This is a genomic window from Streptantibioticus ferralitis, assembly GCF_029223525.1.
GTDB lineage: Bacteria > Actinomycetota > Actinomycetes > Streptomycetales > Streptomycetaceae > Streptantibioticus_A > Streptantibioticus_A ferralitis.
The window spans coordinates 13692-31878 of the sequence record NZ_JARHTQ010000050.1 but is presented as its reverse complement, the minus strand read 5'-3'; the positions used below and the strand labels follow the sequence as shown (position 1 = coordinate 31878).

General features: G+C 72.5%; 14 protein-coding genes. 6 read left to right on the top strand and 8 right to left on the bottom strand.

The window, feature by feature from the left end; genetic code table 11:
* Window positions 1-68: 68 nt before the first annotated feature.
* On the bottom strand, window positions 69-2480 hold the full coding sequence (locus tag P2L57_RS37530; RefSeq protein WP_303657117.1) for a helicase-associated domain-containing protein: 2412 nt from the start codon (window positions 2478-2480) through the stop codon (window positions 69-71).
* A gap of 286 nt (window positions 2481-2766) precedes the next feature.
* Between P2L57_RS37530 and P2L57_RS37525 the strand changes: the two genes are divergently transcribed.
* Window positions 2767-3786 carry a hypothetical protein gene (locus P2L57_RS37525; protein WP_275822597.1) on the top strand — a complete coding sequence of 340 codons (1020 nt, stop codon included), beginning with the start codon at window positions 2767-2769 and terminating at the stop codon, window positions 3784-3786.
* 259 nt (window positions 3787-4045) lie between these two features.
* Window positions 4046-4684 (top strand): HAD family hydrolase, encoded by a 639-nt coding sequence (locus P2L57_RS37520; protein WP_275822595.1) that lies wholly within the window; start codon window positions 4046-4048, stop codon window positions 4682-4684.
* 123 nt (window positions 4685-4807) lie between these two features.
* Here the strand turns inward: P2L57_RS37520 and P2L57_RS37515 are convergent, their stop codons facing one another.
* A complete protein-coding gene (locus P2L57_RS37515; protein WP_275822624.1) occupies window positions 4808-5041 on the bottom strand; it encodes a hypothetical protein in 234 nt (77 codons plus the stop codon).
* 222 nt (window positions 5042-5263) lie between these two features.
* On the opposite strand from P2L57_RS37515, the gene P2L57_RS37510 reads away from it, so the two are divergent.
* Window positions 5264-5647: a cold-shock protein gene (locus tag P2L57_RS37510; RefSeq protein WP_275822593.1), complete on the top strand. Its 384-nt coding sequence runs from the start codon at window positions 5264-5266 to the stop codon at window positions 5645-5647.
* Window positions 5648-5655: 8 nt separating this feature from the next.
* On the opposite strand, the gene P2L57_RS37505 is transcribed toward P2L57_RS37510, so the two are convergent.
* From P2L57_RS37505 to P2L57_RS37490, 4 genes are read right to left on the bottom strand one after another with little or no spacing between them, the layout of a single operon-like run.
* Window positions 5656-6510: a 1,4-dihydroxy-6-naphtoate synthase gene (locus P2L57_RS37505; RefSeq protein ID WP_275822591.1), complete on the bottom strand. Its 855-nt coding sequence runs from the start codon at window positions 6508-6510 to the stop codon at window positions 5656-5658.
* Entirely contained in the window at window positions 6503-7273 is a 771-nt protein-coding gene (locus tag P2L57_RS37500) for a futalosine hydrolase (RefSeq protein WP_275822589.1), read from the bottom strand. Before P2L57_RS37500 ends, P2L57_RS37505 begins: the two co-directional genes overlap by 8 nt.
* 4 nt (window positions 7274-7277) lie before the next feature.
* The gene (locus P2L57_RS37495) at window positions 7278-7739 is read right to left on the bottom strand and encodes a hypothetical protein (RefSeq protein ID WP_275822587.1); all 462 of its coding nucleotides are present in this window, start codon (window positions 7737-7739) and stop codon (window positions 7278-7280) included.
* 27 nt (window positions 7740-7766) lie between these two features.
* Complete coding sequence (locus tag P2L57_RS37490) at window positions 7767-9146, bottom strand: MFS transporter (RefSeq protein ID WP_275822585.1); 1380 nt, start codon at window positions 9144-9146, stop codon at window positions 7767-7769.
* A 380-nt stretch (window positions 9147-9526) separates the two neighbouring features.
* Here P2L57_RS37490 and P2L57_RS37485 point away from each other — a divergent pair, with 380 nt between their 5' ends.
* Both P2L57_RS37485 and P2L57_RS37480 read left to right on the top strand, forming a co-directional pair.
* Entirely contained in the window at window positions 9527-10441 is a 915-nt protein-coding gene (locus P2L57_RS37485) for a DUF3027 domain-containing protein (protein ID WP_275822583.1), read from the top strand.
* Window positions 10442-10570: 129 nt separating this feature from the next.
* Window positions 10571-13696, top strand: a complete 3126-nt coding sequence (locus tag P2L57_RS37480) for a sacsin N-terminal ATP-binding-like domain-containing protein (protein ID WP_275822581.1) — start codon at window positions 10571-10573, stop codon at window positions 13694-13696.
* A gap of 94 nt (window positions 13697-13790) precedes the next feature.
* Here P2L57_RS37480 and P2L57_RS37475 read toward each other — a convergent pair whose 3' ends face one another.
* Window positions 13791-16163, bottom strand: a complete 2373-nt coding sequence (locus tag P2L57_RS37475) for a cation-translocating P-type ATPase (RefSeq protein ID WP_275822579.1) — start codon at window positions 16161-16163, stop codon at window positions 13791-13793.
* Window positions 16164-16267: 104 nt separating this feature from the next.
* Window positions 16268-16522 carry a DUF2530 domain-containing protein gene (locus P2L57_RS37470; RefSeq protein ID WP_275822577.1) on the bottom strand — a complete coding sequence of 85 codons (255 nt, stop codon included), beginning with the start codon at window positions 16520-16522 and terminating at the stop codon, window positions 16268-16270.
* A 206-nt stretch (window positions 16523-16728) separates the two neighbouring features.
* Between P2L57_RS37470 and P2L57_RS37465 the strand changes: the two genes are divergently transcribed.
* Window positions 16729-18186, top strand: coding sequence for an NCS2 family permease (locus P2L57_RS37465; protein WP_275822575.1), 1458 nt, complete (start codon window positions 16729-16731; stop codon window positions 18184-18186).
* The last annotated feature ends 1 nt before the right edge of the window (window position 18187 follow it).

Genomic DNA, 18187 nt, shown 5'->3' with positions numbered 1-18187 from the left:
GGACAAGCTTCCAGTGTCGCGCATCGCGCGCCGAAACAGAGTGGTCGTCCGCGATGGATGGCCGGGCGCTACCCCGCGTCCTCGGCGAGTTCGGCGACGCCGGTGATGCGGTGCAGCGGGTAGGTGCGCACCTCGTCGGCGGTGTGGTCGTACGCGGTGACGAAGCCGCCCTCGACCCGTACCGGCTCGATGACCCGCTGGCTGGCGGCGCCGTCCGCGTTGACGTAGCCGATCCACAGCGCCTCGCCGGTGAGCACGGCGGCCTGCATGGTGGCCAGCGTCTCGGCCGAGGTGGTGCGGGGCAGCCGGGCGCCGCGGGCCGCGGGTTCCGGCGCCGGTTTACGGGCCGCGGTGGCCGCCCGGTCGCCCGCGCGGATCGCCTTGACCGCCGCCGACAGCAGCGTCTGGTCCGGTCGTGGTGGCCCGTCCGGTACCGGAACGGGCGCGGCGCGCGGCGGGGTGCGGCGGGCGTCGGCGCGGGTGATCAGCACATCGCCCTCGGCGGACTCGGCGGCGGGCGCGAAGCCCATGGTGCGCAACCGTTCCAGCAAGGTCACCGGCTCGGACTGGGCGGCCAGCACGGTCGCCGCCAGCCGGCGCAGGCCGAGCCCCGCGGCCCTGCGGTCGGCCAGGATCTCGGCGAGCAGCGCGTCGTCGTCGCAGCGGACGTAGGCCGAGGCGGCGCCCACCCGCAGCCGTCCGTGCCGGCGGGCCACATCGTCGATGAGGTAGGTCAGCGGCTGCGGGACGGGAGTGCGCGAGTGCGTGGCGAGGAAGGTGTGCAGATCGTCCGCGGTGCGCCCGGCGTCGAGCGCCCGCCGCACCGACTCCGGGGTGAACCGGTAGACGGTCGCCCCGCCCTTGGACTCGATGTCGGCGAGCACACCGAGCGTCTCGGCGAGCACGGTGCGCAGCGGGCCGGGGGCGACCGCGGTCAGATCGGCCTGCAGCAGCACATGGTCCAGCGGCTCGGGCAGCAGCGGGCGCAGCCGGTCGGCCGCCGCCTCCAGCGCCGTTCCCGGCGCCTCGGCCAGCAGCGTACGGCCGTGGGCGGACAGCGCGCCGCGGCCGGTGACACCCAGCAACTCGGCTTCCTGGACGGTCCATTGGACGATCCGCGCCCGCAACTCGTCCAGACTCGCGCCGCCGCGCAGTGGCCGCTCCCAGCGCAGCCGGGGCAGTAGTTCCTCGGGCCGAGCGGACGCGCCGTCCGGTAGCGCGGCGAGCAGTTCCAGCACCCGGCGCCGCACTCCCGGCGCCAGTGAGCGGTCCAGGTCAGGGCCGAGCGCGGAAAGCGTGCGGCCCTTGGCGTCCCGGCCGCCGACCAGGCCCGGCGTGCGGGTGGCCGCCAGCCATGCGGAGGCCAGCCGTGCCCAGCGGTCCTCGGTGGGCAGCCGCAGCCACTCGTCGAACCCGGGCGTCGGCGCGTACGCCTCGTCCACCTCGCCGTCGGAGGCCACGAGTCCGGCGGCGTACGCGGTCTCCAGCCAGAACGCGGCCAGTTCCTCGGTGGTGTCCAGCACGGCCGCGGTGCGCTTGAGGTCCCGGACGCTCATTCCACCCGCCCGCAGCACCAGCGGACCGCCCGCGTCCCATCCCTTGACCAGTTCCTCCACGGTCCGCACCGCCGTGAACGCCTGCCCGGCGCCGGTTCCGTCCACCACCTGAGCGTCGTACCGCGCGGCCGGGGCCACCTCGGGCGGCAGCGGCTCCGGCGCCTGGTGCGCGCGTCCGCCGCGCAGCCGCAGCGCCGTCTCGCGCGGCAGCACGACGGTGTGGTGCCCGGCGGGCAGCAGCAGGCCGCGGGCCAGCAGCCACTGCACGGGAGTGTCGGCGGTGCGCGCCCGTACCGGATCGGCGGCCTGCGCCACATCTCCGTACGGCGGGCCCCACTTCAGCCTCTCCAGCACCGCTTGCGTGCCCTCCGGTGCCTCGGCGAGCAGTGCTTCCAGCCGGACCCGGTCGGAGAACAGCGCCGTGAGCGCGGCGACCGCGCTCACCGGGTCGTGGGTCGCGGGCAGCCCGGCGTCGGCCACGATCTGCTGCAGGCGGCCGGGCGACATGCCCGCGGCGGCCTCCGCGACCGTCGGCCCCAGACCGGTCGGTGAGGGCGCGATGGGTGAGGGCGCGAGCAGATCGCGGGCGGTGCGCACCAGCCGCAGCCGGTCGTCGCCACCCCACACCAGCGCGTTGGTCCGCAGCGCGGCCAGCGTCTTGGGCAGTGCCGCCACGATCTCCGCCGATCCCTCGTCGCCGGTCATCAGGGCGCGCAGGGTCTCGTACGGGCAGGGGTCGGGGGCGATCGCCAGCGCCTCGGCGGTCTGCAGCGTGAACCGGTCGAGGTGTTCCAGGGCGCGCACCACCGAGGCCCGGGTACCGGCCCGGGTGGCGAGCTGGGTGAGATCGCCCGGCACCGGGTTGACCAGGTCGGGGCGCGCAAGCAGCAGCGCCGCGACGGCGTCGTCGCCACGCGCGCGCAAATCCTCCGCGAGGGTACGCGGGCCCGAGCCCGCGCTTGTCGCTTCGACACCGCCCGCCACGCGCACCTCCCGATTTCCGCTCGGTGGTCATCTTCCGGACCCCGGGTCGGTCACCTAAACCCTAGGGCGGTCATCCGTCCCACATTAGGGCCTGTTCCACTGATCTTGTGTGGTGCCCACGACAGGATGGGTAGAGCTCGCCGTATCCGCCGTGCGTCCTGCGACACGGAAGGCCTCGGCGGTACGGTCAACGGGCCGGGCAGGACAGCGGGTTGGGTGTGAGCGGATGGGCATCGAGAGCGACAAACTCGTCTACGACTATCTGAGCCGGGTCGGCGATCTCGCCCAGACCGCCATGGCCTCGGCGGATCGCATGAGACTCGTCGCGCAGTTGCGGACCGACATCGACCGCCAGCGCGGCGGCAGCGATAGCCAGGCCACGGTGCGCCGCATCCTGGGGAAGCTGGGCACCCCGGACGAGGTGGTGGAGGCAGCCGCCCGGGACAGGCCGGTCCAGGAGGCGCAGCCGCGCCACGAGGCCGCACCGGCGCCTACCGCCCGGAACGCCAACGAAGCGCCGAGTCCCGACAAGGCGCTCAGCCTGGACAAGCCGCCAACGGCATCCGACGAGCGTGGGTCGTCCGCGGCCGAGCCGGAGTGGTGGCGGGTGCCGCCCGCTCGCGACAGCACCGACGGCGGCGGGATACGCGGCGGTCTCACCACCAACGAGGTGCTGGCGGGCTGGTCGGGCGGGTTGCTGCCGCCGGAGCTCGACGAGCCGGAGGAGGGCGAGGCGGCCGAGGCGGAGGCGGGGCAGGACGCCGACCCGCCCGTCGAGGCCGCGCCCCGGAGGTTCCGGCTGCGGCGCCCGCGTACCCCGACAGCATCGGCCGAGGCCGCGCCCCGGCGGTTCCGGCTGCGCCGCCCGCGTACCCTGTCCGCACCGGCCGAGGCGGTCCGGCGGCGGGGCCTGCCCGTCGGTCCCCTGGAGCTGCTGGCCGCGCTGGCGCTGGTGGCCGGAGTGGTGCTGGGCAACTGGCTGGCGCTGGGCGCCGGTTGGCTGCTGGCGTACACCACGCGGGGCATCGGCCGCGGCGAGGCGAAGTTCGCCGCACTGGGACTGCCCGGGGTGGTGGTACTGGGCGAGCTGATCTGGGTGTGGGGACGCACCGAAGGGCGCTGGGGCACCCCGTTGGCCACCAACCAACTGGGGCAGACGATCACCGCCGACTTCCCGACGGTGGTGAAGGTCGCGGCGATCGGCTCCGCCCTGTTCCTCCTGTGGCGTAGCGCCGCCCGCCGTTAGGTGCCCCTTCCGGCGGATCGCTTGACCGGGTTGCGGTGCGTTCGGCACCGACGGTCCCCACCGTGGAGCTGCTCGCCGTTGCGGCAGGAGTTCGCCGGCGCCGCGGGGCTGCTCGCCGTCGGGACGGCCGGAACTTTCCGCCGCGGCGAACAACCACGATGGCGTGGACCGGCGGCTACGAGACCGTCTCAGTGCGTGGCGGGGCCCGGGGGGCACCCCCGGAGAACCGGAACGCGCCATGCCAGCCACAATGACTGGCATGGCCCAGCATCCCCTGACGGTCGGTTTCGACCTCGACATGACCCTGATCGACTCGCGGCCGGGCATCAAGGCCGCCTACGACCAGCTTTCCCGAGAGACGGGCAGGTACATCGACTCGGAACTGGCGATCACCAGGCTCGGGCCGCCCCTCGATGTGGAGTTGGCCAACTGGTTCCCGGCCGACGAGATCGCCGAGGTCGCCGATCTGTACCGGGCGCTCTACATCGAGCACGCGATCGAGCCCACCCCGGCCATGCCCGGCGCCCGTGAGGCCATGGACGCCGTGCGGCAGGCGGGCGGCCGGGCGATCGTCGTCACGGCGAAGCACCAGCCGAACGCCGCGCTCCACCTGAAGCACCTGGGTATCGAGCCGGACGCCCTCATCGGCTGGCTGTGGGCGGAGGCGAAGGCCGAGGCGCTGCGTGAGCACGGGGCGTCGGTGTACGTCGGTGATCACACCGGAGATGTGCTCGGTGCCCGTACCGCGGGCGCGCTGTCCGTCGCCGTGGCCACCGGGCCGTGTGACGCGGACGAGCTGCGCGCCGCCGGTGCCGAGGTGCTGCTCGGCGACCTGACGGAGTTCCCCGCGTGGTTCGACGGATACGCCTCCGGCTACCCGGCTCAGGCCGCCGGATAAGCGCTGCGAGCCTGTGGCTCTCAGTTGAGGGTGGTGGTGGGTGACGGATAAGCGCTGCGAGCCGATGGCTCTCAGTTGAGGGTGGTGGTGGGTGACGGGCGGGCGGCTGCGAGCCGATGGCTCTCAGTTGAGGGTGGTGGTGGGTGACGGGCGGGCCTGACGCCGCTGCGCCAGCGCCGAACGCAGTAGCCCGACCAGCGCCAGCAGGAAGCCGACGCCCATCAGCATGCACACCACATACGCGGCCGTCGGCAGCGGATGCGTGCCGAGGAACAACGGCGTAATGGTGGCGAGCGTCGCGACCGCGCCAATGATGAACACGATCGCGCCGATCCGCACCAGCAGATCACCAGGCATACGGGTTTCACTAGTCACGTCACCAGGGTAGGTCGCGCTAGAGACGCCGCGGATCGGGGCCTGGGCGTCTTGTCACCCACCCGCGGACCATTAGCCTGGTGACAGGCGGGTCTTCAGGGGGCCCGCTGCACTGCTATCCGGGCTAGCCGGAGTCGGCGACGGCTCCTTTCGGGCGGCGGTGCTCCAACGGGTTTTCTCCACCAGACGAGGACGAGGTCGGACGTGCCAACCGGCAAGGTCAAGTGGTTCAACAGCGAGAAGGGCTTCGGCTTCCTCTCCCGCGACGACGGCGGTGACGTCTTCGTGCACTCGTCCGTTCTCCCCGCCGGGGTGGACTCGCTCAAGCCCGGCCAGCGGGTGGAATTCGGGGTCGTCGCGGGCCAGCGCGGCGACCAGGCGCTCTCGGTGACGGTGCTGGACCCGGCACCGTCGGTCGCCGCCGCGCAACGCCGCAAGCCGGACGAACTGCTGCCGATCGTCCAGGACGTCACCACCCTGTTGGAGGAAGTGGCCCGCTCGCTGCAGCGCGGCCGCTACCCGGAGAAGGCCCACGGCCACAAGATCGCGGGCGTACTGCGCGCGGTCGCCGACCAACTGGACGTCTGACGGCGCGGTTACGCCGGGAAGCTGAGCGCATCAGGGCCGAGGGGTGGCACCAGCCCCTCGGCCGCCGCACGTGTGAGCAGCCCGCGGACCGCCGCGTAGCCGTCCTCGCCGAGGTCGTCGGTGAAGTCGTTCACGTAGAGCCCGATGTGCTGGTCCGCGACCGACTCGTCCATCTCCTGGGCGTGCGAGAGCACATAGCCGCGGGAGACCGTCGGATCGTCCCAGGCCATCCGTACCGAGGCGCGGGCCGCGTCGGCGATGCGGCGCAGCATCGGCCCGCCGAGCGACCGCCTGGCGATGATCGCGCCGAGCGGTATCGGCAGTCCGGTGGTCTTCTCCCAGTGCTCGCCCATGTCGGCCAGGCAGTGCAGTCCGTAGCCCTGGTAGGTGAAGCGGGCCTCGTGGATCACCAGACCGGCGTCCACCCGGCCGTCCCGCACCGCGGGCATGATCTCGTGGAACGGCAGCACCTCGATCCGGCCGACCCCGCCCGGCACCTCGCCGGCCGCCCACAGGCGGAACAGCAGGTACGCCGTCGACCGTTCGCTCGGCACGGCCACCGTCTTCCCGGCGAGGTCCGCCGCCGCCCCGGCCTCCCGGGTCAGCACCAGCGGTCCGCAGCCGCGGCCGAGCGCGCCACCGCACGGCACCAGTGCGTACTCCTGGAGCACCCACGGCAGCACGGCGTAGGAGACCTTGAGCACGTCCAACTCGCCGCGCTCCGCCAGCCCGTTGGTGATGTCGATGTCGGCGAACGCCACATCGAGCCGTGGCGCCCCCGGCACCAGGCCGTGCGCCCAGGCGTGGAAGACGAAGGTGTCGTTGGGGCAGGGCGAGTACGCGATCTTCAAGGGGTCAGCCATCGCTCGCGGCCTCCGATTCCAGTACGGGTACGAGTTCGCGGAAGGCCTCGGTGAGCGCGGCGAGCGCATCGCCGATCCGCCAGGCGCCGCGGTCGCGCGGACCCACCGCGTTCGACACCGTGCGGATCTCCAGCACCGGCAGAACGTGTCCGGCGGCCGCCTCCGCCACGCCGAACCCCTCCATCGCCTCGGCCAGCGCGGTGGGGTGACGGTCGATCAGTTGTGCGGCCGTGTCGGCCGTGCCGGTGATGGTGGAGACCGTCAGCACGGTCCCGTAGGCGGCGCCGAGCGCGTCCGCGACGGTACGGGAGAGGCGGGCGGGCGGCAGATGGCGTGCGGTGCCGAACCCCAACTCCGTGACGGGCACGAACCCTTCGGCCGTCTCGGCGCCCAGATCCGCGGCGACGATCGCGTCCGCCACGACGGTCGAGCCGATCGGCGCGCCGGGCTGGAACCCGCCGCCGATGCCCGCCGAGACCACCAGGTCGTACGGCTCCCCGGCGACCTGCGCCGCGGTCAGCGCGGTCGCGGTCCCGGCAGCGGCGGCCGCGCAGCCCACCCCGGCGTCCAGCAGGTCGGCGACACCCACGCCGTCCGTGCCGAACCTGGCCATGGCGAGCCGCAGCAGCGAGTACCCGCCGGGCAGCGGGCGTTGCAGCCCGACGTTGGCGTCGCCGGTATCGCGCGCCTGGTTCGCGGCATGCAGCCCGCGGGCGGCGGCATCACGCTCCGCCGCCACCGCGGTCACCACGAGCAGCCGCACGGCGTCAGTCCGCCAGCTCCAGCTTGACGTTCCACACGCCTGCGGCCCCGCCCTTGCCGGAGACCTCGACGATGCTCAGGTTCGCCGTCTTGGACGACTGGCCGGTCTGCTGGTCGATGAAGAGGGCGCTGGCGTTGGGGAAGGTGTAGAACGTCTGCTTCTTGAGGATGTCGGTCTTCTGACCCGTCGCGGTCACTACGACCCACCCCTTGTCGGCGATGGCCGGATCGACCCCGATGTGCACCTTGTCCGTGGTGTGCACCGTGACGGTCTGGTCGGGGGCCTTGTTCATGCAGGAGGACAGGTCGCTCAGCGCCTTACCGCCGTTGTAGCAGGACGCTTCCGTGTGCACGGAGGTCGAGCCGACGGTGACGGTCGCCAGCGGGGTCGGCTTGGTGCAGGCGGAGAGGGCGAACAACCCAAGGGCAACCGCACCCACGGCGGCGGCACTGCGGCGAATGGTCATGACGGTGAGGCTACCGGGCGCCCTGGTTCACGCCACGCGCGGGTGCGGCGTGCCGCGTCGGGCCGCCGCCAGCAGGCCCCGTACGGTCGCCGCGGCGCCGGCGCCGACCACCCCGGCGCCCACCGCCAGCCCCAGCGCGCCGTTCAGCGGCAGCACGATGCCGAGGCCGCCGCCGAGCACCCAGGCCAGCTGGAGCACGGTCTCCGAGCGCGCGAACGCCGAGGTACGCACTTCCTCCGGGACATCGCGCTGGATCAGCGCGTCCAGCGACAACTTGCCCATCGCCTGGGTCAGTCCGGTGGCCGCCGCGGCGAGCGGCACCGCCACCGCGCCGTAGATGACGGCGGCGAACACCAGGGTGCCGAGTGCCACCAGCAGTACGGTCGTGATGATCACCTCCGGCGCCCGGGTGCGCAGCCAGGCGCCGAGCACATTGCCCAGGGCGTTGCCGCCACCCGCCGCCACGGCCACCAGACCCAGGGAGAACGCGGCGGACAGGCCGCTCAACGGATGCTCCCGCAGCATGAACGCCAGAAAGAACGTGAGCAGTCCGGACAGCCCGCGCAGCGCGCAGTTCGCCTGGAGCGCGTACAGCACCGACGAGCCGACGGTGCGCAGCCCCGGCCGTCGGGCCGTCTTCCCGGCCGGGGCCGCCATCTCGTCCTCGCGGTGCAGCGAGGCCTTGCGCTCGCCCCTGGCCGAGTCCACGTGATGCGGCAGCGAGAAGCACAGGAACGCCCCGGCGGAGAAGATCGCGCATGCCCCGTACAGCGGCCAGCTGGGCCCGATCAGATGCAGCGCCCCGCCGATCGGGGCGGCGAGCGCGGTCGCCAGCAGCCCGGAAAGCGTCATCCGGGAGTTCGCCTTGACCAACGAGATCCGCGGCGGCAGCAACCGCGGTACGACGGCGCTGCGCACCACGCCGTTCGCCTTGGACGCCACCAGCACCCCGAGCGCCGCCGGGTACAGCCCGAGCCCCGCGGTCGACACCACCGAGGCCATCGCCCAGGCCAGCACCGCGCGCGCCAGCATCGACCCTGCCATCGCGGCCCGCCGACCGTGCGGGACGCGGTCCAGCATCGGTCCGACCACCGGGGCGAGCAGGGTGAACGGCGCCATGGTGATGAGCAGGTACAGGGCCACCCGGCCGCGCGCCTCACCGGTCGGCACCGAGAAGAAGACGGTGCTGGCGAGCGCGATCGTGATCATCATGTCGCCCGCGGAACTGACGGCCTGCAGCTCCAGCAGCTTCGCCAGCCCGGTCTCACCCGCCCCGTGCGCGTGCGTCACCTTGCGGACCCCCGCCCGCACCCAGCGCGCCAGCCGCACCGGTCCGCGCGCGACGGCCCGGCCGACCCGACGCATCGGCCCGGCCGCGGACCTCCGGAGGGCACCCACGACTGCCATCCTGCCCCCATCACCGCCCGCGCAGGGCCGTTATCTCCGGTCGCCCGCGGGATGTCCCCGCTGACGGCGGTACGGTGACGGTGCGGCGGCGGGCCGGTGGCGTGCGGCGACGCGCCGCTGGGGGGCTGTGCGCAGGGGTCGGGCGTACCCCTGACTTCCCGCGCGGAGCGTGGACGGGTAGCGTGCCCCACGCGCCCCCACCGGCACGTTCCTCGCCGCGCGCTTCCGGCCGATCCCGCAGAATGGGAACCAAGTCGGTGCGCCCGAGGACGATTGGGCGGACGTCGACGCGGTCCCAAGGTCCGCTCCGTCCCGCTCAGCCTCCGGTCGGCGCACTCGTGAGACGGCGTAGGAGAGAATCGATTCTTGTGAGTGCTGCGATGCGAAGCCGGACACCGGACCGCCTGTGCGCCGAGGCGGTTGACCTCGCCCGCGCGGCGGCCGAGGAACTCGCCGGGGCGGAGGCCGTCGGTGAGTACCTCGGGGCCGTGGCCGAGGGGGACCGTGTCGTCACGCACTCCTTCGCCTGCCAGGACCCCGCGTACCGCGGCTGGCGGTGGGCCGTCACCGTGGCCCGGGCCTCCCGTGCCAAGGCCGTCACCCTCGACGAGGCGGTGCTGCTCCCCGACGCGGAGGCGCTGCTGGCGCCCGAGTGGGTGCCGTGGAGCGAGCGGCTGCGCCCCGGGGACCTGGGCCCCGGCGATCTGCTGCCCACCGAGGCGGACGACCTGCGGCTGGAGCCCGGCTGGTTGGCCGCCGAGGAAGCGCCGGTGGACTCCGCGGTCTCGGCCGTCGCCGAGGACCTCGCCGAGCTGGCCGAGGCCGAGGACGCCGATGTGACGGCCACCCCTCCGGCCGCGCTGCCGACCACGCCCGCCCGCGGCAGCATCTCCGCCGTCGCCGAGGAGCTCGGCCTGCGGCGCGCCCGGGTGCTGTCCCGGTACGGTCTGCAAGCCGCCGCCGCCCGCTGGGAGGAGGCGTTCGGTCCGAAGTCCGCCATCGCGCAGGCGGCCCCCGCGCACTGCGTGAGCTGCGGCTTCCTGGTCCCGATCGCGGGCTCGCTGCGGCAGGCGTTCGGCATCTGCGCCAATGAGTTCAGCCCCGCGGAGGGCCATGTCGTCTCGCTCGGCTTCGGCTGCGGCGGCCACTCCGAAGCCGCCGTCATGCCCCGTGCGCCCCGCCCGGCCCCGCCGGTCCTGGACGAGATGAACGTCGAGCCCATGCCACTGCACCCCGACCGCCACGGCGGTTCGGTGGAGGAGACCGGGCCGACGGAGGAACTGGGCCACTCCTGACGGCGCCCCCGAAAAGGGGCGGTGGGCGGGAAGACAGAACCACCGGCACGCAGGGCAGCCCGGGTCATCCGCCGCCCGCGCATTCCGCGAGAATGCGCGGGTAGGTGGTCGCGGAGCGGAAGGACCGACGTGGGCAAGCCGATCGTGCAGGAACCGCAGGGTGGAGCCGATCCGTTCGGTACGGAGCGTTTGCGCCGTGCCGTGCTGGACGCGTGGCAGGCGTCCCCAGCCCGGTTCCGCGAGGACGCCAACGCCGAGGAGGACCTCGCGCTGGGCGGCTACCGCGACCGCCTCGTCGTCGAGCTCGCCCAGAACGCCGCGGACGCGGCGCTGCGCGCCGGGGTGCCGGGCCGCCTCCGGCTCACCCTGCACCAGGGTGTGCTCGCCGCCGCGAACACCGGCGCGCCGTTGGACGCCGCGGGTGTCGAATCGCTGTCGACGCTGCGCGCCTCCGCCAAACGCGACCAGGCCGAGGCGGCCGTCGGCCGATTCGGCGTCGGCTTCTCCGCCGTTCTCGCGGTCAGCGACGAGCCCGCGGTCGTCGGCCGCACCGGTGGCGTACGGTGGTCGCTCGCCGAGGCCCGCGAGCTGGCCGCCGAGGCGGCCGCCCAAAGCCCCGGCCTCGCCGATGAGTTGCGCCGCCGGGACGGCCATGTACCGCTGCTGCGGCTGCCGTTGCCGGCCGAAGGGCGCGCTCCGGAGGGCTATGACACCGTCGTCGTGCTGCCGCTGCGCGACGGCGCGGCGCAGGACCTGGCGGACCATCTGCTCTCCGCCGTCGACGACGCGCTGCTGCTGACCCTGCCCGGCCTGACCGAAGTCGTGATCGAAACGCCGGAAGGCGGGGTGCGTACCCTCACCCGGCGCCAGCACGGCGAGGACGTCATCGTCGAGGACAGCGTCACCGGAACCACCCGCTGGCGGGTCACCGCGACCGGCGGCCCGCTCGCCGCCGAACTGCTCGAAGGCCGCCCCGTCGAGGAACGGCTGCGCCCCGCCTGGTCGGTGACCTGGGCCGTTCCGGTCGGCGCGGGCGGAGCGCCGGTCCGTCCGCGGACCGCACCCGTCGTACACGCCCCGACCCCGACCGACGAACCGCTCGGCCTGCCCGCGCTGCTGATCGCATCCTTCCCGCTCGATCCCACCCGGCGCCATGTCGCGCCCGGCCCGCTCGCCGAGTTCATCGCCGAGCGCGCCGCCGAGTCCTACGTGGAACTGCTGCGCGACTGGCGCCCGCTGGGCACCGGCATCATCGACCTGGTGCCGGGCCCGCTGGGCAAGGGTGAGTTGGACGGGACGCTGCGGGCACACGTGCTGGAGCGGCTGCCGTCCACCCCGTTCCTGCCCAGCGCCCGACCCGCGCCCGCCGAGCCCGGCGAGGAACCGGAAGAGCCGCACGCGCTGCGCCCGGACCGCGCCGAGTTGGTCGAAGGCGCGTCCGCCGAGGCCGTCACCGTGCTGGCCGAGATCTTCCCCAGCCTGCTGCCCGCCGGTCTGGAACGCCGGGTGGAACTTCGCAGCCTGGGCGTCGCCCGGCTGTCGCTGGGCGACGCCATCGACCGGCTCTCCGGCGCCGAGCGCCCGGCGACCTGGTGGCACCGGCTCTACGACGCCCTCGCCGGTACCGATCCCGACCGGCTGAGCGGCCTTCCCGTACCGCTCACCGACGGACGCACCGTCGTCGGCCCGCGCCAGATCCTGCTGCCCACCGGCATCGGCCCGCTGCCCGACGGCCTGTCCCGGCTCGGTCTGCGGGTCGCCCACCCCGACGCCGCCCACCCGCTGCTGGAGAAGCTGGGCGCGACGCCCGCCACACCCCGTGCCGTGCTGACCACCCCCCAGGTGCGGGCCGCGGTCGCCAACTCCCTGGACGCGGACGAGATGTGGGACGAGGAGGCCGGGACGCTCGACGCCGAGGAACTGGCGGAGCTCGTGCTGTCGCTGGTCCGCGACGCGAACCTGGCGCCGGGCGACGAACCGTGGCTCGGCGCGCTCGCGCTCCCCGACGACGAGGGCGAGCTCACCCCCGCGAGTGAACTCGTCTACCCCGGAAGCCTCTTCGAGCGGGTCATCCGTGCGGACGAAATGGCGCCGTGCGACCCGGAGTTGGCGGCCCGCTGGGGTGAGCAGCCGCTGACCGCCGTGGGCGTGCTCGCCACCTTCGCGCTGGTACGGGCCGGCGATGTGGTCCTCGACCCGGACGACCTCGAACCGCGCGACGGCCAGTGGGCCGAGCCCGACGACCCGGGCCTGCTCGACGCCGTCGACGTGTGGTGCGAGGACGTGCTCGACCAACTGCCGGACACCGATGTGCCGCCGGTCGCCACCGAGATCATCGGGGTGCGCGATCTGGACCTGGTCGACGACGACGCCTGGCCCCAGGCCCTGGCACTGCTCGCTCAGCCGCCGCTGCGGGACGCGATCACCACACCGGTGCGGGTGCTGCTGCCGGACGGTACGACGCAGAGCGTGCGCCCGTACACCGCCTGGTGGCTGCGCGACCACCCGGTGCTGGACGGCCGTCGCCCGGTGGGCCTGCGCGCGGCCGGGGGAGACCCGCTGCTGGCCGGGCTGTACGACGAGGCGGAGACCTCGGCCGTGGACGAACAGGTGCTACGGGCGCTGGGTGTGCGGACTTCGGTGGCCGCGCTGCTGGACGAGCCCGGCGGCGCCGCCGAACTCCTGGCGCGGCTGGCCGATCCGTCCCGTCCGGTCACCGCCTCGCAACTGCGCTGGCTGTACGCGGAGTTGTCGGCGCTGGACCCGGAATCGGTCACCCTGCCCGACGAACTGCGGGCGGTGGTGGACGGCGTGGTGGCGGTGGTGGACGCGGGCGAGGCGCTGATCGCCGACGCCCCGGACCTGCTGCCGCTCGCGGTCGGCCGGCCGCTGCTGCCCGCCGGTCCCCGCCATGCGACGGAGCTGGCCGAACTCCTGCAAGCCCGCCGCCTCAGCGCGGAGTTCGCCGCTCCGGTCACCACGCAGGGCGAGCCGCACGAGGTGCCCGACGCGGTACGCGAACTGCTGCCGGGCGCACCGGCCTCGTACCTCGAACACGAGGAACTGCTCGTCGAGCCGGGCATCGAGCTGGACTGGCGCTACGTGGACGGCGTGCTGCACGCGGCCACGCTGGAGGGCGTTGCGGCGGGCCTGGCCTGGGCGGCGGGGGAGTGGCAGCGCCGCTTCGAGGTGGCGGCGCTGCTGGAGGACCCGTCACGGGCGGCCGAGTTGGCCGAGGCGCGCTGGTTCGACTGATCCACCACCGGGGCGGGGGTCAGCTGTGCTTGACCCTCGCCCTGAGCATGTGAGCCCCCGGGTGAGCGGAACGACATGGTCCGCGATCATACGGTCAGGCAGGGCGGCGGCTGATCCAGCGCCAGACCAGCTCCAGCGCCACCGAGGCCGCCACCGCGATCCCGACCGCCGTCCACGGCCCCTCGGTGCCGACCAGCTTCAGCTTGAAGAAGGCCTGCAGCCACGGCGTGACCAGCACGGCCAGGAAGCCCAGGCCCATCGCCAGCACCAGCCAGATCCGCCACCAGGTATAGGGGCGGGCGATGATCGCCAGCACCCACATCGAGATCAGGAACAGCGTCAGCGTCGCCGCACTGGTCTCGGCGTCCAACTCGCCCGCGCCGTGGTAGTGGTGGCGTGCGATCAGGTAGGTGACGAACGTCGCGATCCCGGCGATCACTCCCATCGGTAGCGCGAACCGCATCACCCGGCGGACGAAGTGCGGTTGGGCGCGCTCCCGGTTGGGCGCCAGTGCCAGGAAGAAGGCGGGCACGCCGATGGTCAGCGTGCTGAGCAGTGTCAGATGCCGGGGCAGGAACGGATAGGGCACCCGCCAGATCACCACCAGCAGGGCGAGCAGCACCGAGTACACGGTCTTGGTCAGGAACAGGTTCGAGACCCGGGTGATGTTCCCGATCACCCGGCGCCCTTCGGCGACCACCGACGGCAGCGTGGCGAAGCTGTTGTTCAGCAGCACGATCTGCGCCACCGCCTTGGTCGCCTCGCTGCCCGAACCCATCGACACGCCGATGTCGGCGTCCTTCAACGCCAGCACGTCGTTGACGCCGTCCCCCGTCATCGCCACGTTGTGGCCGCGCGACTGCAGCGCGCCCACCATGTCGCGCTTCTGCTGCGGGGTGACCCGGCCGAAGACCGAGCCGCCCTCCAGCACCTTCGCCATCTCGTCCCGCCCGGCGGGCAACCGCCGTGCGTCGACCGGACTGTGCGCCCCCGGCAACTCCAGCTTGGCGGCGACCGCTCCGACCGACACCGCGTTGTCACCGGAGATGACCTTGGCGGACACGTTCTGCTCGGCGAAGTAGCGCAGCGTCTCCGCGGCGTCGCCGCGCAGCCGCTGCTCCAGCACCACCAGGGCGGTGGGTTCGATCCCGTCCATCACCGACGGGTCGTCGAGCGGCTTCGTGGCGCGGGCCAGCAGCAGTACCCGCAGGCCCCGCGCGCCGTGTTCGTCCACCCCGGCGAGCTCCGGGTGGCCGGGCGGCAGCAGCACATCGGGCGCGCCCAGCAGCCAGGTACGGCTCTCGCCGTGCGCGTCCCGCAGCGTCGCCCCGCTGTACTTGCGTGCCGAGGAGAACGGCAGCGAACCGGTGCAGTGCCAGCCGTCCGAGCCGTCGGGGTAGGCGTCGATGATCGCCTGGAGGCTGGCGTTCGGCCGCGGATCGGCGGCGCCGAACGCGGCCAGCACCGATGCCGCGTACGTTTCGTCGCCGTCGAGCACCCGCAACTCGGTGACGTCCATGCCGCCCTCGGTCAGCGTGCCCGTCTTGTCCAGGCACACGGTGTCGACCCGGGCCAGCCCCTCGATCGCGGGCAACTCCTGCACCAGGCACTGCTTGCGGCCCAGCCGGATCACGCCGATCGCGAAGGCGATCGAGGTCAGCAGCACCAGCCCCTCGGGGACCATCGGGACGATCCCGCCGACCATCCGGCGCACGGCCTCGCGCCAGTCGTGGTTCTCCACGTACAGCTGGCTGACGATCAGGCCGATGGCGACCGGGATCATCATCCAGGTCACGTACTTGAGGATCTGGCTGATGCCGGTGCGCAGTTCGGAGTGGACCAGGGTGAACCGGCTGGCCTCCTCGGCCAGTTGGGCTGCGTACGCCTGGCGGCCGACCTTGGTGGCGGTGAACGCCCCGCTGCCCGCGACGACGAAGCTGCCCGACATCACCGGGTCGCCGGGCCGCTTCACCACCGGATCGGCCTCACCGGTGAGCAGCGACTCGTCGATCTCCAGCCCGTCCGCCTCCACCACCTCGCCGTCCACCACGCACTTGTCGCCGGGCCCCAGCTCGATCACGTCGTCCAGCACGATCTCTGAGGTGGACAGCGGCGCGGGGGTGCCGTCCCGCCGTACGGTGGGCTTCGCCTCGCCGATCAGGGCCAGGCTGTCCAGGGTCTTCTTGGCCCGCAGTTCCTGGATGATGCCGATCGCCGTGTTGGCGATGATCACAAAGCCGAAGAGACCGTCCTGGATCGGCCCCGCCACGACAATGATCAGGAACAGTACGCCCAGGATCGCGTTGAAGCGCGTGAAGACGTTGCCGCGCACGATGTCCGCGGTGGACCGGGAGCTGCGCACGGGGACGTCGTTGACCTCCCCGCGTGCCATGCGCTCGGCGACCTCGGCGGTGGTCAGGCCCTGCGGGTTCGCCTGCGGCGGGCTTGGCCGGGCGTGATCGCTCATGCGTCTGACACTACGTGGCGTACAGGAGATTCTGGCGTCCGCAAGGGCGCCCGAAGGTGGCGGTCACAGGTGGGCGGTTTACGCCAGCCGCCCGCCGCGGGCGATCAGGCGTCCGAGCGGTGCCTGCGCAGCGCCTCACGCCGCTTCCGGACGTACCAGATGCCCACCGTGCCGAGGCCCGCGCCGGCCAGGCAACTCCAGATCCACCATGAGTGCCCCCGGGCGGCGAACCACCCGTAGAAGGGGAGTTGGACCAGGAAGAGGACGAACCAGACGATCGTGCCGCCGGTAACGATCGCGACATCGTTCGCTTCCAGCGGCTCAGGGGTTTCGTGCCGCGGTGTCCACTTCCTCGTCATAGCGCACAGCCTACGACCCGCCTCGACGGCGCTCGCGCACCCCGCCCAATGGTGTCTACGCGCGGAGATAGCGATCAAACACTCATCGGTTCATACTGAAACGGCCTACGCCTGACTGGATTCTTTCGTGCGAATGTCCAAATCCGGTCGGGTTCGTGAGAACCATGCCCAGCGGTCGAGGCCGCGCTTTTCCCCGAGGAATTTCCATGCCCAGCTCGGCGACCGCTTCGGTCGGCTTCGCGAAGCCCAACCCTCCGCATGCCCCCAAGAACGGTCTGGATCGTTACTTCAAGATCTCCGAGCGGGGTTCCAGCGTCTATCGGGAGATTCGTGGCGGTATCGCCACCTTCTTTGCGATGGCCTACATCATCGTGCTGAATCCGATCATCCTCGGTAGCGGTGTGGACAAGTTCGGCCACCATCTCGCCGGAGGCCAGTTGGTCACCGCGACGGCGCTGACCGCCGGGCTCACCACGCTGCTGATGGGCGTCATCGGCAACGTGCCGATCGCGCTGGCGGCCGGGCTCGGCATCAACAGCGTGGTGGCACTGCAGCTCGCGCCCAAGATGAGCTGGCCGGACGCGATGGGCATGGTGGTGCTCGCCGGTTTCGCGATCATGCTGCTGGTCGCCACCGGGCTGCGCGAGCGGGTGATGAGCGCGGTGCCGCTCGGGCTTCGCAAGGCGATCGCCATCGGCATCGGCCTGTTCATCTTCCTCATCGGACTGGTCGACTCCGGCTTCGTCTCACGTATCCCGGACGCCGCGCACACCACTGTCCCGCTGCAGCTCGGCGCGAACGGTCACCTCGACGGCTGGCCGGTGCTGATCTTCATCCTCGGTGTGCTGCTCACCCTCGCGCTGATCGTGCGCAAGACGCCGGGCGCGATCCTGATCAGCATCGTCGCCATGACCGTCCTCGGGCTGGTCATCGACGCGGTCGCCAAGGTCCCGGCCGCCTCCTGGGGGCTCACCGTCCCCAAGTGGCCGGGCAACCCGGTGTCCAGCCCGGACTTCGGCCTGATCGGCAAGGTCAGCATCTTCGGTGGCTTCCACCAGGTGGGGATCGTCACCGGCGTCCTGTTCGTCTTCACCGTCCTGCTGTCCGGCTTCTTCGATGCGATGGGCACCATCCTCGGCGTGAGCGATGAGGCGCATCTGCTGGACGAGAAGGGTGATCTGCCCGGTATGAGTCGGGTGCTGATGGTGGACGGTATCGCCACCGCGCTCGGCGGTGCGACCTCCAGCTCGGCCAACACCTGCTTCGTGGAGTCGACGACCGGTGTCGGCGAGGGCGCGCGGACGGGGCTGGCCAGCATCGTCACGGGACTGCTTTTCATCCTGTCGCTGTTCCTGACCCCGGTGGCCACGATGGTTCCGGCGCAGGCGGCCACCCCCGCGCTGATCGCGGTGGGCTTCCTGATCCTCGCGCACAGCATCGGGGACATCGACTGGAGCGACTTCACGATCGCCATTCCGGCGTTCCTGACCATGCTGATGATGCCGTTCACCTACTCGATCACCAACGGCATCGGTGTGGGCTTCATGACCTTCTGCCTGCTGCGGCTGGCGGCTGGCCGGGGCCGTGAGGTACCGGTCGCGCTGTACGCGGTCTCGGCGGTCTTCACGTTCTACTACCTGATGCCGGCGCTGCACCTGACGTAGT